The 15,371-nt window shown below is 73.7% G+C and carries 13 protein-coding genes; 7 read left to right on the forward strand and 6 right to left on the reverse strand.

Annotated features, from left to right (window positions below; genetic code table 11):
- Positions 1–106 precede the first annotated feature (106 nt).
- From Q4D18_RS06795 to Q4D18_RS06810, 4 genes are read right to left on the reverse strand one after another with little or no spacing between them, the layout of a single operon-like run.
- Positions 107–1,252, reverse strand: coding sequence for a bifunctional 2-methylcitrate synthase/citrate synthase (locus Q4D18_RS06795; RefSeq protein WP_303126751.1), 1,146 nt, complete (start codon positions 1,250–1,252; stop codon positions 107–109).
- Positions 1,253–1,310: 58 nt separating this feature from the next.
- Entirely contained in the window at positions 1,311–2,249 is a 939-nt protein-coding gene (gene prpB / locus Q4D18_RS06800; RefSeq protein WP_303126752.1) for a methylisocitrate lyase, read from the reverse strand.
- The gene (locus Q4D18_RS06805) at positions 2,249–3,775 is read right to left on the reverse strand and encodes an MmgE/PrpD family protein (protein WP_303126753.1); all 1,527 of its coding nucleotides are present in this window, start codon (positions 3,773–3,775) and stop codon (positions 2,249–2,251) included. Before Q4D18_RS06805 ends, prpB begins: the two co-directional genes overlap by 1 nt.
- On the reverse strand, positions 3,772–4,461 hold the full coding sequence (locus Q4D18_RS06810; RefSeq protein ID WP_303126755.1) for a GntR family transcriptional regulator: 690 nt from the start codon (positions 4,459–4,461) through the stop codon (positions 3,772–3,774). Before Q4D18_RS06810 ends, Q4D18_RS06805 begins: the two co-directional genes overlap by 4 nt.
- Before the next feature lie 202 nt (positions 4,462–4,663).
- On the opposite strand from Q4D18_RS06810, the gene Q4D18_RS06815 reads away from it, so the two are divergent.
- Positions 4,664–6,610, forward strand: a complete 1,947-nt coding sequence (locus tag Q4D18_RS06815; RefSeq protein ID WP_303126756.1) for an AMP-binding protein — start codon at positions 4,664–4,666, stop codon at positions 6,608–6,610.
- Positions 6,611–6,690: 80 nt separating this feature from the next.
- Here the strand turns inward: Q4D18_RS06815 and Q4D18_RS06820 are convergent, their stop codons facing one another.
- Complete coding sequence (locus Q4D18_RS06820) at positions 6,691–7,416, reverse strand: response regulator (RefSeq protein WP_303126757.1); 726 nt, start codon at positions 7,414–7,416, stop codon at positions 6,691–6,693.
- Complete coding sequence (locus Q4D18_RS06825) at positions 7,413–9,044, reverse strand: ATP-binding protein (protein ID WP_303126758.1); 1,632 nt, start codon at positions 9,042–9,044, stop codon at positions 7,413–7,415. Before Q4D18_RS06825 ends, Q4D18_RS06820 begins: the two co-directional genes overlap by 4 nt.
- Positions 9,045–9,222: 178 nt before the next feature.
- On the opposite strand from Q4D18_RS06825, the gene Q4D18_RS06830 reads away from it, so the two are divergent.
- The 6 genes from Q4D18_RS06830 to Q4D18_RS06855 form a co-directional block, all read left to right on the forward strand.
- Positions 9,223–10,647: a cation:dicarboxylase symporter family transporter gene (locus Q4D18_RS06830; RefSeq protein ID WP_303126759.1), complete on the forward strand. Its 1,425-nt coding sequence runs from the start codon at positions 9,223–9,225 to the stop codon at positions 10,645–10,647.
- 257 nt (positions 10,648–10,904) lie between these two features.
- The gene (locus Q4D18_RS06835) at positions 10,905–11,765 is read left to right on the forward strand and encodes a ParA family protein (RefSeq protein WP_303126769.1); all 861 of its coding nucleotides are present in this window, start codon (positions 10,905–10,907) and stop codon (positions 11,763–11,765) included.
- Positions 11,766–11,936: 171 nt separating this feature from the next.
- Complete coding sequence (locus Q4D18_RS06840; RefSeq protein ID WP_368389636.1) at positions 11,937–12,896, forward strand: pseudouridine synthase; 960 nt, start codon at positions 11,937–11,939, stop codon at positions 12,894–12,896.
- Positions 12,893–14,014, forward strand: a complete 1,122-nt coding sequence (locus Q4D18_RS06845) for a prephenate dehydrogenase (RefSeq protein ID WP_303126761.1) — start codon at positions 12,893–12,895, stop codon at positions 14,012–14,014. The genes Q4D18_RS06840 and Q4D18_RS06845 overlap by 4 nt, the downstream gene beginning before the upstream one ends.
- 3 nt (positions 14,015–14,017) lie before the next feature.
- Positions 14,018–14,740, forward strand: a complete 723-nt coding sequence (gene cmk / locus Q4D18_RS06850; protein ID WP_303126762.1) for a (d)CMP kinase — start codon at positions 14,018–14,020, stop codon at positions 14,738–14,740.
- On the forward strand, positions 14,737–15,371 hold a 635-nt coding region (locus Q4D18_RS06855; RefSeq protein ID WP_303126763.1), incomplete at its 3' end, for a GTPase. The genes cmk and Q4D18_RS06855, both read left to right, overlap by 4 nt.

Raw genomic sequence — 15,371 nt, forward strand, 5'->3', positions numbered from 1 at the left:
CCGGGCGCCGCCCCCCCGGCCACCCCCCGGCGGGTGGGGGCGGGCCCCGGGCTTAGTGCACCGCCAATGGCGAGCGCACCCGCCCCCGAACGGCGTGCTCGGCCGGTCAGGACGCCGACAGCTCGCGCTGGTCCGGGCCGTCGTAGGCGGACAGCGGGCGGATCAGCGCGTTGGCGGCGCGCTGCTCCATGATGTGGGCGGTCCAGCCGGTGATGCGGGACGCGATGAAGATGGGCGTGAACATCTCGGTGTCGAAGCCCATCAGGTGGTACGTCGGGCCGGCGGGGTAGTCGAGGTTCGGCTTGATCTGCTTGGCCTCGTCCATGGCCTGCTCGAGGCCGTCGTACAGGCCCAGCATCTCGTGGCGGCCGTAGTGCTCGATCATGCGGTCCAGCGCGGCCTTCATGGTGGGCACGCGGGAGTCGCCGTTCTTGTACACGCGGTGTCCGAAGCCCATGACCTTCTTCTTCTGGGCCAGGGCGTCCTCCATCCAGGCCTTCGAGCGGGCGGCGGCGTCCTCGCGGGACTCCTCTTCACGGATGCCGATCTCGTCGAAGGTGTGCATGACGGCCTCGTTCGCGCCGCCGTGGAGCGGACCCTTGAGGGCGCCGATGGCGCCGGTCACGGCCGAGTGCAGGTCGGACAGCGTCGAGGTGATCACGCGCGCCGTGAAGGTGGAGGCGTTGAAGGAGTGCTCGGCGTAGAGGACCATCGACACGCGGAACGCGTCGACGACCTCCTCCGGCTGCTCCTCGCCGAAGGTCATCCAGAGGAAGTTGGCGGAGTAGTCCAGGTCCGGGTTCGGCTCCACGACGTCCTGGCCGCGGCGGCGGCGCTGGTCGTAGGCGACGACGGCCGGGAACGCGGCGAAGAGGGCCTTGGCCTTCTCCAGCTCGGCCTCGGGAGAGGAGTCCTCCGCCTTCGGGTGGTTCGCGCCCAGCACGGACACCGCGGTGCGGCCCACGTCCATGGGGTGGCAGTCGGTCGGCAGCAGGTCGATCGCCTGCTTCACCTTGGGGTCGAGGGTGCGGTGCCCGCGCTCGAACTCCTGGAACTCCTCGAGCTCCGCGTCGGACGGCAGCTCGCCGGTCCACAGCAGCAGGGCGACGGCCTCGAACGGCAGGTGCGCCGCGAGGTCCTGCACCGGGTAGCCGCGGTACAGCAGGGAGTTGGTCTCGGGGTTGACCTTGGAGATCGCGGTGGTGTCCACCACGACGCCGGCCAGGCCCTTCTTGATCTCGGTGTCGGTCATGATGTCCCTCCTGAGGGGGAGGCGGCCCGCCCCGGCGGGGCGGGCCGCGGTGACGGGGTCAGAGGTTGGCGTTGTTGGAGTCGATGTCCAGCGTCGGCACGTCGAAGTTGAAGATGCCGGTGTCGAAGGCGTTGTACGCCTCGTAGTCCACGAGCTCGTAGAGGCGGGCCCGGGTGAGCATCTGCTCCACCTGGGACTGCTGGGTGCCCTCCGCCTTGATGGCGTCGAGCACGCGCTCGGAGGCGCCCATGGACGCGCGCAGCAGGGTGACCGGGTAGATCACCATGGACACGCCGGCGTCGGCCAGCTGGTCCCGGGTGAACAGCTCGGACTTGCCGAACTCGGTCATGTTGGCCAGCACCGGCACGCCCAGGGGCTCGAGCTCGCGGCACACGGTCTCGAACTCGCCGATGTCCTTGAGGGCCTCGGGGAAGATCGCGTCCGCTCCGGCCTCCACGAGCGCCTTCATGCGGGCGATCGCGGCGTCCAGGCCCTCCACGGCGCGCAGGTCGGTGCGCGCCATGATCAGGAAGTTCGGGTCCCGGCGGGCGTCCACCGCGGCGGCGATGCGCTTGACCGCGGTGTCCAGGTCCACCATGTTCTTGCCGTCGAGGTGGCCGCACCGCTTCGGGTTGAACTGGTCCTCGATGTGGCAGCCGGCCAGGCCGGCCTCCTCGAGCTCCTGGATCGTGCGGGCCACGTTCATCGGCTCGCCGAAGCCCGTGTCCGCGTCGATGATGCACGGCAGCTCCGTCAGGCGGGCGATCTGCCCGCCGCGGGCGGCGACCTCGGTCAGCGTGGTCAGGCCGACGTCGGGCAGGCCCAGCTCGTTGGCCAGGACGGCGCCGGAGATGTAGACCCCCGGGAAGCCCTTCTCCTCGATCAGCTTCGCCGACAGGGGGGTGAAGGCGCCGGGGAACTGCTGCGCGCCGCCCCGCTTGAGGGTCTCGCGCAGGTCCACGCGCTTCTGCGCGGCGGTCTTCTTGGCGTACAGCATCAGAACAGGCCCTTCGGAGCGGCGGCGAGGTCGGCCTCGGAGAGGAAGGCCGGATCGGCCTGGACGTTGAGCTGGTCCAGCTCGCCCGGGCCGAGCTCGGCGAGGCGCTGCACGGCGTCGAGGAAGCGGTCCTGCTCCTCGGCGGTGACGATGCCCTCGGCGAGGGTGCGGAACTTCTGGATGTACTGCTCGCGGGCGAACGGCCGGGCCCCGAGCGGGTGGGCGTCGGCCACGGCGATCTCGTCCGTGATCACGGTGCCGTCGGTCAGGGTGATCTCCACCGCGCCGCCGAACGCCTTCTCGGTGAGGTCGTTCGAGTGGTAGCGGCGGGTCCACTCCGGGTCCTCCACGGTGGTCACCTTGTGCCACAGGGCGACGGTGTCCTCGCGGCCCGCACGCTCGGGGGCGTACGAGTCCACGTGGTGCCAGGCGCCGTCCTGCAGGGCCACGGTGAAGATGTAGGGGATGGAGTGGTCGAGGGTCTCGCGCGAGGCGGTGGGGTCGTACTTCTGCGGGTCGTTCGCGCCGGAGCCGATCACGTAGTGGGTGTGGTGCGAGGTCTTGATGAGCACCTTCTCCACGTTCTCCGGGTCCGTGGCCTCGGGGTGCTTGGAGTGCAGCTTGCGGGCCAGGTCGATCCAGGCCTGGGCCTGGTACTCCGCGGAGTGCTCCTTGGTGTAGGTGTCCAGGATGCCGCGCTTGGCCTCGCCCTTCTCGGGCAGCGGGACGACGTAGTGGGCGTCCTTGCCGTCGAGCATCCAGGCGATCACGCCGTCCTCACCCTCGTAGATCGGCACGGGGGAGGTCTGGCCGCGCATCGCGCGGTCGGCGGCCTCGACGGCCATCTTGCCGGCGAACGCGGGGGCGTGGGCCTTCCAGGTGGAGATCTCGCCCTTGCGGGACTGGCGGGTGGCCGTCGTGGTGTGCAGGCCCTGGCCGATGGCCTGGAAGACGGTCTCGGCGTCGAGGCCCAGGAGGGTGCCGATGCCGGCGGAGGCGGAGGGGCCGATGTGGGCCACGTGGTCGATCTTGTGCTTGTGCAGGCAGATGGACTTCACCAGGTCCACCTGGACCTCGTAGCCGGTGGCGATGCCGCGGATCAGGTCGCGGCCGGAGCGGCCGGCGTGCTGGGCGACGGCGAGGATCGGCGGGATGTTGTCACCGGGGTGGGAGTACTCCTCGGACAGGAACGTGTCGTGGTAGTCGAGCTCGCGCACGGCCACGCCGTTGGCCCACGCGGCCCACTCGGGGGAGACCTTGTGGTCCACGCCGAACACGGTGGCGCCGGCGCCGCCGGTGGAGACGGGGTGGGACAGCGCCTGGGCGCGGGCGGCCACGATCGGGCCGCGCTTGAGGGAGGCCACGGCCACGGAGGCGTTGTCGATGATGCGGTTGACGATCATCTCCTCGACCTCGGGCAGGACCTCCACCGGGTCGACGGCGACCTCGGCGAGCTTCCAGGCGAGCTGGTCCTCGCGGGCCAGGTTGTCGGCGGAGGGATGGACGCGGACGTCGTGGTTCTTCACGGGCGGTCTCCTTCGGTGGTGGTGAGCAGGGCGGTGGGGTCCTCGGCCCGGCCGTGCCGGGTGAGGTGGCTGAAGGCGTGGTGCAGGTGCACCCGCGTGGTGGCGTCGGCCAGGTCGGCGGCGCCCGCCGCCACGGCGGCGGCGATGTCGGCGTGCTCGGCCGCGGAGGTGGCCAGGCGCGCCGGGTCGTGCGCGGCGAGCCGGCGCAGCCGGGCCAGGTGCAGGCGCAGCGTGCGCAGCGTGGACACGAGGTACGGGTTGTCCGCGGCCTCGTCCAGCCCGGCGTCGAGCGCCTTGGTCAGGCGGTAGTAGTCCGCCGGGTCCCGACCGGCCTCGAGGTGCGGCACCGCGACGGCGAACCGCTCGGCCAGCTCGCCCATGGCGGCGGCCTGGCCGGGGGTGGCGCGCTGGGCGGCGCGGCGGGCGAGCAGGGACTCGAGCGCGATGCGCAGGTCGAAGAGGTGCTCGGCCTGCTCGAGGGTCAGGTCCGAGACCACGACCCCGCGCCCGGGGGCCTGCTCCGCCAGGCCGTCCGAGACCAGTCGGGAGAGGGCCTCGCGCACGGGCGTGCGGGAGATGCCCAGGCGCTCGGCGAGCTCGACCTCGCCCAGGACCGCCCCCGGGGGCAGGTCCCAGTCGAGGATCTCCTCGCGCAGGGCCGCGTAGGCACGCTCACTCGCTCGCATGGCCACACTGTATACATGCGGCGGCGGGGGAGGGAAGGGGCTCGCCGGGCACGGTGTGGCGTCCGCTCGCACGTGCAGGGCAGGTGTGGGAGGGGAGCCGGTTGTCCGGCGGGGGGCACCGCGCGGGGGAGGGCCCACCGTCGCAGGGCGTCATGTATACACATCCCTTGCCTTCTGTGATGTCGGACACTAGATTCGGCTCATGGCGACCCACGACGCACCCACCTCCACCGGCTCCTACTCCGACGCCCACGTCCGCTCGCTGGCGGACCGCGAGGGGTTCTGGCTCGACGCCGCCCGGGCGATCGACTGGACCGTCGCTCCCACCCGCGCGCTCGACGACCCGGACGCCCCGATCTACCGCTGGTTCCCCGACGGCGTCCTGAACACCGCGCACAACTGCCTCGACCGGCACGTCGACGCCGGCCGCGGGGACGCCCTCGCCCTCGTCCACGACTCGGCCATGACCGGCGAGGTCACCCGGTTCACCTACGCGCAGCTGCGGGACGAGGTGGCCGTGCTCGCCGGCGCGCTGGCCGCGCGCGGCGTCGGCAAGGGGGATCGGGTCCTGGTCTACCTGCCGATGATCCCGCAGGCGCCGATCGCCATGCTGGCGTGCGCCCGCCTCGGCGCGATCCACTCCGTGGTCTTCGGCGGGTTCGCCCCCCGCGAGCTGGCCGCCCGCATCGACGACGCGACCCCCGACGTCGTGCTCACCTGCACCGGCGGCATCGAGCCCAAGCGCCGGGTGGAGTACCTGCCCGCCGTGGCCGAGGCCCTCGAGACCGCCTCCCACCCCGTGCGCACCGTGCTGGTGCACGAGCGCGAGGGCTTCGAGACCGCGCTCGCGGACGTCGCCGAGCGCGGGGGGGCCGCGTGGGAGGACTGGGGCGCCGCCGTCGCCGACGCCGAGCCGGCCGGGTGCGTGGACGTCGCCGCCACGGACCCGCTGTACGTGCTCTACACCTCCGGCACCACCGGCAAGCCCAAGGGCGTGGTGCGCGACAACGGCGGCCACGCCGTGGCCCTGCGCTGGACCATGGAGAACATCTACGACGTCGGTCCGGACCAGGCCATGTGCACCGCCTCGGACGTGGGCTGGGTGGTCGGCCACTCCTACATCGTGTACGGCCCGCTGCTGGCCGGCGCCACCACCGTGATGTACGAGGGCAAGCCCGTCGGCACCCCGGACGCCGGCGCCTTCTGGCGCCTGATCGAGGACCACGGGGTGCGCTCCTTCTTCACCGCCCCCACCGCGCTGCGCGCGATCCGCAAGGCCGACCCCGAGGGCGAGATGCTCAAGGCCCACGACCTGTCCTCGCTCAGGCACTTCTTCGCGGCCGGCGAGCGACTGGACCCGGAGACGCAGCGGTGGATCGAGGGGCTCCTGGAGATGCCCGTGATCGACCACTGGTGGCAGACGGAGACCGGCTGGGCGATCGCCGCCAACCCGGTGGGCCTGCAGGAGCTGCCCGTCAAGGTGGGCTCGGCCTCCGTGCCCAGCCCGGGCTTCGACCTCGTGGTCCTGGACGGCCTCGGCGAGGAGGTGCCCGCGGGCACCGAGGGCAACATCGCGGTCCGGCTGCCCCTGCCCCCCGGCACCCTGCCGACCCTGTGGGGCGCGGAGCAGCGCTACGTGGACTCGTACCTCTCCGCCTTCCCAGGCCACTACGCCACGGGCGACTCCGGCGTGCTGGACGAGGACGGCTACGTGTTCGTCCTCGGCCGCACCGACGACGTCATCAACGTCTCGGGCCACCGCCTGTCCACGGGCGTGCTGGAGGCGGCCCTGGCCGCCCACCCGGCCGTGGCCGAGTGCGCCGTGATCGGCGTCGCCGACCCGCTGAAGGGCCAGCGCCCCTCCGGCTACGTGGTGCTCAAGTCCGGCGTCGAGGTCCCCGAGCCGGGCTCGGACGCGGAGACGGAGCTGCTGGACGCCCTGCGCCAGTCGGTGCGCCGCGAGGTGGGCCCCGTGGCGGACTTCCGCGACGTCACCGTGGTGGACGCCCTGCCCAAGACCCGCTCGGGCAAGATCCTGCGCAAGACCATGCGCCAGATGGCCGACGGCGAGGAGTACTCGGTGCCCTCCACCATCGAGGACCCGGCCGTTCTGGAGCAGCTGCACCCGCTGCTGCGCCCCGGCCGCTGACCTCCCGTGCGGCGCCCTGCGCGCCGCCCCCCCGGCCCCGCCCCCCGCCCGGGCCCGGCGGCGTGCCGGGACTGCGGCCGTCAGCGCGGGCCGGCCCCCGGCGCCCACACGTACTCCTGCTCGGGACGCCCGCGTCCGCCGTGCCGGGCTCGGCGATCCACCCGGCCGAGCGCGACGAGGTGCTCGAGGTAGCGCCGGGCGGTCACCCGGGACATCCCCAGCCGCTCGCCCACCTCGCTGGCGCTGAGCCCCGCGCCGGCGTCGTGCACGGCGTCCACCACCGTCCGCAGCGTGCCGTCGGTGAGGCCCTTGGGCAGCTCCTCCGCACCGCGGTGCCGGCCCACGCGGAACACGTCGTCGATCTGCTCCTGCCCGCCCAGCCGGCCGTCCCCGGCCAGCAGCGCGGCGGCGGAGCGGAAGCCGGTGAGGCGGGCGGCGAGCTCGTCGAAGCCGAAGGGCTTGACGAGGTATTGGACCACGCCCAGCGCGAGCGCGCGGCGCACCACGGCCAGCTCGGTCGCCGCGGTCAGCGCCAGCACCCCGCCCTCGAACCCGGCCGCCCGCAGCTGCGCGAGCAGGTCCAGCCCGTGCCCGTCGGGCAGGTTCATGTCCAGCAGGACCACGTCGAACGGGAAGCGCCCGTCCCGGTCCAGGGCCGCGGCCACGAGGCGACGGGCCTCGTCCACGGACGCCGCCCGCCCGGCGGGGACGAAGCCGGGCAGCCGGGCGACGTGGTCTGCGTAGAGGGCGGCCGTGACGTCCTCGTCCTCCACGACCAGGACCCGGTAGGCGCGGGGGGAGCTCATGAGCGCGCCCCCGCGGCACTCCCCGGGGCCTCCGCGGCGGGGACCTCCACCGTGAAGACCGTGCCCGAGTCCGTGGCCACGTCCACGACGCCCCCGGCCGCGAGCGCCGTGGAGCGCACGAGCGCCAGCCCGACCCCGCGGCCGGCGGCCGGCGCGGGCTTGGTGGAGTAGCCGGGCTCGAAGAGCAGCTCGGGGCCGGCCCCGGGGCCCGGCCCGCCGTCGGCCACCTGCACGACGAGGCCCTCGACGTCGCTGGTCACCGAGACGTCCACCCACCGTCCGTCCGCGGGCCCGTCGGCGGCGGCGTCGAGCGCGTTGTCCACCAGGTTGCCGACCACGGTGACGAGCTCGAGAGCGGGCAGCGGCACGGGGGCGTCGATGCGGACGGCGTGCTCGAGGGCGACCCCGCGCTCCGCCGCCTGGGCCCGCTTCGCCTCCAGGAGGGCCGTCACGACGTCGTCCGCGTCCTCGTCCGGGCGGCCGTGCCGGGACAGGACGCCGCGGGCGGCCTCGAGCCTGCCGGCGTCGACCAGGGCCAGCGCCGTGTGGAGCTGGTTGGCGTGCTCGTGGGTCTGGGCGCGCAGGGCGGCGGTGAGGGTGTGGGACAGGGTGAGGTCGTCGCTGAGGCGCTGCAGGTCGGTGCGGTCGTGGAGCACCACCACGCGGGTCCCCGCTGGGGCGGGGGCCACCCCCTCCCGTGCCGCCAGGGCGAGCGCCCCGCCGCGGCGCGGCGCGGGCCGCTGCACCCGGCGCTGCTGGACCACGACCAGCCGCCCGTCCAGCTCCGCGGTGAACTCGGCCTCGGGGTGCCGGTCGAGGGCGTCCTCGAGGGCGGCGGGCACGCGGGGCGACCCGGCGGCGGCGCCGGCCTCGTCCCGGGCGGGCAGGCCGAGCAGCCGGCCGGCAGCGGCATTGTGCTGGCGCACCCGTCCGTCGGGGGAGAGGACCACGACGCCGGCGCCCATGGCGTCCATGGCGGCCTCGGACAGCAGGAAGGCCTCGGCGAGGTCCTCGGGGCCGCGGCCCAGGGTGACCCGGTGCAGGTAGCGGCCCACGGCGTACGCCGTGACCGCCCCCACGGTGGCGGTGAGAGCGAACGAGAGCGCGAGGCGGGGCAGCTGCGCGGCCGTGACGATCTCCAGCTCGGACACCTGGACGCCCATCGTGAGCACGCCGACCACGTCCCCCGTGGCCGGGTCGTGCACGGGGACGACGGCGCGCACGGACCGGCCCGCGGCGCCGGTGGTGGAGACCTCGGTCCACGAGTCGCCGGCCAGCGCCCGGTCCACGGGGAGGGGGTAGGGGACCCCGACCTGGTCGGGGTGCCAGCTGGCCAGCCGCATGCCGGATGGGTCCATGACGGTCATCCAGGACACGCGGGCCCGGTCCATGATCGCGGGGATGCGCTCCTGCAGGGCGCGCGCCGTGGCGGGCGAGCCGGCGGCCCGCACCACCGCCTCCTCCTGCGCCACGAGCGAGGCGACGCCCAGCACATGGCGCCCTTCGACGTCGATGGCGGTCTGCCGGGCCTGCAGGTAGGCGGCCCACCCGCTGAGCAGGGCGATGACCGAGAAGAGGAGCAGCATCGCGGCCGCGATGCGGCGGGCGATCGACCACGGGTGGCGCATGCGCGGGGCTCCTTCCGGTCCGGCGGCGGGGTGGGGCGGGCCCCTCGATCGTGCCCCGGATCCGTGTCCGTGACCACTATGAACGCAAGCGTGACGGGCGCCACGCCAGGCGGGAGGGTGGGTGCATCGCCGCCGTCCGCGGTGGCGTGCCCCCGTACCCGTCTAGAAGGAGCGTGCGATGGCGCACCCCGTCCCCGCGGACACCGCGACCCCGCCCGTGCGGCAGAAGAGGGACCGCACCCACTGGCTGTACATCATGGTGATCGCCTCGGTCATCCTGGGCGCCGCCGTCGGCCTGCTGTTCCCCGAGTTCGGCAAGTCCCTCAAGCCCCTGGGCGACGGCTTCGTCTCCCTGATCAAGATGATGATCGGCCCGGTCATCTTCTGCACGATCGTGCTGGGCATCGGCTCGATCGCCAAGGCCGCCACCGTCGGCAAGGTCGGCGGCATGGCCCTGCTGTACTTCATCACCATGTCCACGTTCGCGCTGGCCATCGGCCTCGTGGTGGGCAACTTCGTGCACCCCGGCGAGGGCCTCAAGCTCACCCCCTACGACCCCAACAAGCCCAAGGCCGAGCTGAACTCCACCGTCCAGTTCCTGCTGGACATCATCCCGGGCTCCATGCCCGTGCTGCCCACGCTGTTCGTGGCCCTGCTCGTGGGCTTCGCCCTGCAGCAGATGGGCCCGGCCGGCGCCCCGCTGCTGCGCGGCCTGACCCTCGTCCAGGGCGTCGTGTTCCGCATCCTGATGATGATCATGTGGATCGCCCCGCTGGGCGCGTTCGGCGCGATCGCCGCCGTCGTGGGCTCCACCGGCTGGTCCGCGATCGGCGCGATGCTCCTCCTGATGGGCGCGTTCTACGCCACCTGCATCGTGTTCATCGTGGTGGTGCTCGGCACCCTCCTCAAGGTGGTCACCGGCCTGAGCGTCTTCTCCCTCATGAAGTACCTGGGCCGCGAGTACCTGCTCATCTTCGCCACGAGCTCCTCCGAGTCCGCCCTGCCGCGCCTGATCGCCAAGATGGAGCACGCCGGCGTGGACAAGTCCGTGGTCGGCGTCACCGTGCCCACCGGCTACTCCTTCAACCTGGACGGCACCGCGATCTACCTGACCATGGCCGCCCTCTTCGTCGCCAACGCCATGGGCATGGAGATGAACCTCGGCGAGCAGATCGGCCTGCTGGTCTTCATGATCATCGCCTCCAAGGGCGCCGCCGGCGTCACCGGCGCCGGCCTGGCCACCCTGGCCGCGGGCCTGCAGGCGCACCGCCCCGAGCTGCTGGGCGGCATGGGCGTGATCGTGGGCATCGACAAGTTCATGTCCGAGGCCCGCGCCCTGACCAACTTCACCGGCAACGCGGTGGCCACCCTCCTGATCGGCAAGTGGGTCGGCGAGCTCGACGGCGCCCGCGCCCGCGAGGTCCTCTCCGGCCGCCTCAAGTTCGACGAGGCCATGGTGATCGGCCACGGCGGCGAGGAGTTCGACCCCCACGCCTCCCCGACCGCGGCCGAGCAGGCCTACGAGGGGCACCCGGTCTCGAGCCTGAACGTGTCCCTGGCCGCCGACGGCCGCACCGACGCGACCGGCCGCGTGGGTCACTGACCCCCGGACCGCACCGCCGCCGCGCGTCGCACCCACCCGACCGGGGCCGGGACGGAACTCCCTTCCGTCCCGGCCCCGGCCGTCGTCGTACGGCGTCCCTCCGCCGCCGCGGCGGGCCCAGGCACTAGGGTGGAGCCCGAGCAGGACGCCCGCGGCGGCCGCCCCGACGACGGGGCGGGGACCGCCGGACCGGGCGCCACAGAACCAGCGTGGAAGGAGACGGCGCCGCCGTGACCCCCCAGGACCCGATCCCCGTCATGACGATCCACGGCGAGCCCGTGCTCGGCCCCACGGGCCGCCCCAAGCACGACTTCCCCGAGCCCGCGCCGCTGACCTCCCACGGCCCGGCCCGGATGATCTCGATGGTGAACCAGAAGGGCGGCGTCGGGAAGACGACCTCCACGATCAACCTCGGCGCCGCGCTTGCGGGCTACGGCCGGCGCGTGCTGATGGTGGACTTCGACCCCCAGGGCGCGCTCTCCGCCGGACTCGGCGCGGACCCCCACGCGATGGACGTGACCGTCTACAACGTGCTCATGGAGCGCAAGGTGGGCGCCCGGGACGCGATCGTGTCCACCGAGTTCGAGAACATGGACCTGCTGCCGGCCAACATCGACCTCTCCGCCGCCGAGGTGCAGCTGGTCAACGAGGTGGCCCGCGAGCAGGTCCTGGAGCGTGCGCTGCGCCAGGTCAGGGACGACTACGACGTCGTGCTGATCGACTGCCAGCCCTCCCTCGGCCTGCTGACCGTCAACGCCCTGACCGCCTCCGACGGCGTGATCATCCCGCTCACCGCGGAGTTCTTCGCGCTGCGCGCGGTGGCGCTGCTCGTGGAGACCATCGAGAAGGTCCAGGACCGGCTCAACCCGGACCTGGAGATCGACGGCGTCCTGGCCACCATGTACGACCAGCGCACCCTGCACTCCAAGGAGGTCGTGGGATCGCTGGTGGACGGGTTCGGCGACCGCGTCTTCGAGACCGTGATCAAGCGCTCCATCAAGTTCGCCGACGCCACGGTGGCGGCCACGCCGATCACGATCTTCGCCGAGAACCATGACGGCGCCAAGGCCTACCGGCAGCTCGCCCGCGAGCTGATCAGCCGGGGCGGCGCCCCGTGACCGGCCCCGCCTGAGCATCCCGGGCCGGGATCTGCGAGAATGGGCGGATGGGCGCGCCGACCGCCGCCCGGACGCGGCGCCACCAGGCCGCCGCCACGATCCCATCACCCCACCCCGTCCGGCGTGCTGACGCGCGCCCGCCGGGGAGGAGACCGGAAGGACCCCGTCACCATGGACAGCCGCAAGCCGCGAGGCTCCGGACGCACCCCCGCCGCAGGACGCCGCGGGGGACCGTTCGCGGAGCGAGACTTCCAGCGCAACCTCGGCCCCCGCCGTCGGCCGCGCCGCGATCGCGAGGAGCCGGCCTTCGACGAGGCCGCCGCCGACGCCGCCCCGCGGGGCCGCCGTGGCCGCGGTGCCGGCGAGGCCCGCGCCAAGGCCAAGAACCTGGACGAGATCCACGTCGCCGACGGCGAGCGCCTCCAGAAGGTGCTGGCCGCCGCCGGCGTCGCCTCGCGCCGCGTGTGCGAGGACCTGATCGCCGAGGGCCGCGTGGAGGTGGACGGCGTCGTCGTCACCGAGCCCGGCGTGCGCGTGGACCCCGCCACCGCGCGCATCCACGTGGACGGCATCTCCGTGCAGACGGACGTCACCAAGCAGTACTTCGTGTTCAACAAGCCCCGTGGCGTCATCTCCACGATGATCGACCCCGAGGGCCGCCCCTCGATCGCCACGTACCTCAAGCCGGGCCAGGAGAACCTCTTCCACGTGGGCCGCCTGGACAACGAGACCGAGGGCCTGCTGATCCTCACCAACGACGGCGAGCTCGCCAACCGCCTCACCCACCCCAGCTGGGAGGTCCCCAAGACCTACCTGGTGCAGACGCGCGGGCCGCTCGCCAAGGGCGTGTCCAACATGCTCCGCGAGGGCGTGGAGCTGGAGGACGGCGTCGCGAAGGTGGACTCCTTCAAGCTCGTGGACTCCACGCCGGGCCACGTGCTCGTGGAGGTCGTCCTGCACTCGGGCCGCAACCGGATCGTGCGCCGCATGTTCCGCGAGATCGGCCACCCCGTGGAGCGCCTCGTGCGCGTCAAGGTCGGCCCGATCCTGCTCGGCGACCAGAAGCAGGGCACCGTGCGCGCGCTCAGCGCGCAGGAGCTGGGCCACCTCAAGGCCCTGGTCGGCCTGTGAGCGGGGCCGCGGCGGGCGGGGTGCCGCAGCCGGTGCTCGTGCGCGGCACGGGCCTGCTCGGCACCTCGATCGGCCTCGGCCTGCGCACGGCGGGCGCGGAGGTGCTGCTCGCGGACCCCTCGCCCTCGGCGCAGGCCGTGGCCGAGGACATCGGGGCCGGCCGGGCCGCGGACCCGGAGGACGCCTCGCTGGCCCCGGGCCTCGTGGTGGTCGCGGCCCCGCCGGACGTGACCGCGGACGTGGTGGTGGACTCCCTGCGCCGGTGGCCCGCAGCGCTCGTGCTGGACATCGCCTCGATCAAGGGGCTGATCCTGGAGCAGGTGCGGGGCGCCGCCGCCCGGGGCGTGATCGCGGACGACGACGTCGCCCGCTACCTGCCCACGCACCCGATGGCCGGCTCGGAGCGCTCCGGGCCCGTGGCCGCGCGCGGGACGCTGTTCACGGCGAGCCCGTGGGTGCTGTGCCCGAGCCCGGACACACGGCCCGAGGCCCTCGCCGCGGGCGAGGCCGTGGCGCGCGCCCTGCAGGCCACGGTGCACCGCATGGACGTGGCCGCCCACGACGCGTCCGTGGCGCTGATCTCGCACCTGCCGCAGATCGCGGCCTCCCTCGTGGCCTCGCGGCTGCAGGACGCGGCGGACGCCTCCCTGGCCCTGGCCGGCAACGGCCTGCGGGACACCACCCGCATCGCGGGCTCCGACCCGCAGCTGTGGGTGCAGATCCTGGCGGGCAACGCGGAGCACATCGTGCCCGCCCTCCACGGGCTGCGGGCGGACGTCGAGCGGCTGATCGCCACGCTCGAGGCGCCGACCGCGCCGGGAGCGCGCCTGGACGTGGCGCAGCTGATGGCCGAGGGCAACGCCGGGCGGGCCCGCATCCCGGGCAAGCACGGCGCCCCGCCGCAGGCCTTCGCCCTGGTCACGGTGATCGTGGACGACACCCCGGGGCAGCTCGCCGCGCTCTTCGAGGAGATCGGCCGCGCGGGCGTGAACGTGGAGGACATGCGCCTGGACCACGCCTCCGGGTACCGCGTGGGCATGGTGGACGTCTCGGTGCTGCCGGGACGCAGAGACGAACTCGTGTCGGCCCTGACCGACGCCGGATGGAAGGTGGTCTGAGCGATGACCGGGAACACTGAGCAGTCGGCCGCCCTCGTGGTGGCCGTGGACGGGCCCTCCGGGTCCGGGAAGTCGTCCGTGTCCAAGGCCGTGGCGCGCCGTCTCGGCGCGGCCTACCTGGACACGGGCGCCATGTACCGCGCCGTGGCGTGGCACGTGCTGGAGACGGGCGTGGACCTGGACGACGCCGACGCGATCGCGGTCGCGGCCCGCGCCATGGACCTGGACCAGTCCACGGACCCCGACGTGGAGCGCGTGGCCGTGGGCGGCGTGGACGTCACGGCGGCGATCCGCGAGGACCGGGTCACCGAGACCGTGTCCACGGTCGCCGTCGTCATCCCCGTGCGCCAGGAGCTGCAGCGCCGGCAGCGCGAGGCGATCGCCGCGGCCGGCCGCATCGTGGCCGAGGGCCGGGACATCACCACCGTCGTGGCCCCGGACGCCCACGCGCGCGTCCTGCTCACCGCCTCCGAGGAGGCGCGCCTGGCGCGGCGCTCGGGCCAGCTGCGCCGGGCCGGCGCGGGGGAGCGCGACGCCGGCACCCTGCACCGCCAGGTGGCGGGCCGCGACGCCCAGGACTCCACCGTGTCCACGTTCGACCGCCCCGCCGAGGGTGTGGCGCTCGTGGACTCCACCGAGCTCGACTTCGAGCAGACCGTGGCGGCCGTCCTGGCCGCCGTCGAGGACCAGGCCGGGATCCCGGCCGTGAAGGGACAGGGCCGATGAGCGAGACGACGCACCGCCCCGAGGACGAGGACTACACCCCCGCGGGGGAGGACCAGGTCGCCGAGCGTCTGGCCGCCATGACCGACGAGGAGGCGGAGGCCCGGGCGGCCTCGCTGCGCGCCGGCCTCGGCGACTACGACCTCGAGGAGGACGACGCCGCCCTCCTCGAGGACTGGGAGGACGAGGACGGCCCCGGGGCCGACGCCCCCGCCCCGCCCGTGCTCGCCGTGGTGGGCCGGCCCAACGTGGGTAAGTCCACGCTGGTGAACCGCATCATCGGCCGCCGCGAGGCCGTCGTGGAGGACGTGCCGGGCGTGACCCGCGACCGCGTCTCCTACGAGGCGGAGTGGAACGGCCGGACGTTCACCGTGGTGGACACCGGCGGCTGGGAGCACGACGCCAAGGGCATCCACCGCCGCGTGGCCGACCAGGCCGAGCTGGCCGTGGACGTCGCCGACGTCGTGCTGTTCGTGGTGGACTCCACCGTGGGCATGACGGCGACGGACGAGGCCGTGGTGTCCATGCTGCGCCGCAAGGACCGCCCCGTGATCGTGGCCGCCAACAAGGTCGACGACGCGGTCCAGGAGGCCGACGCCGCCGCCCTGTGGTCCCTGGGCTTCGGCTACCCGTA

This window comes from Micrococcus sp., from assembly GCF_030523875.1.
In the GTDB taxonomy this organism is placed as follows: Bacteria; Actinomycetota; Actinomycetes; order Actinomycetales; family Micrococcaceae; genus Micrococcus.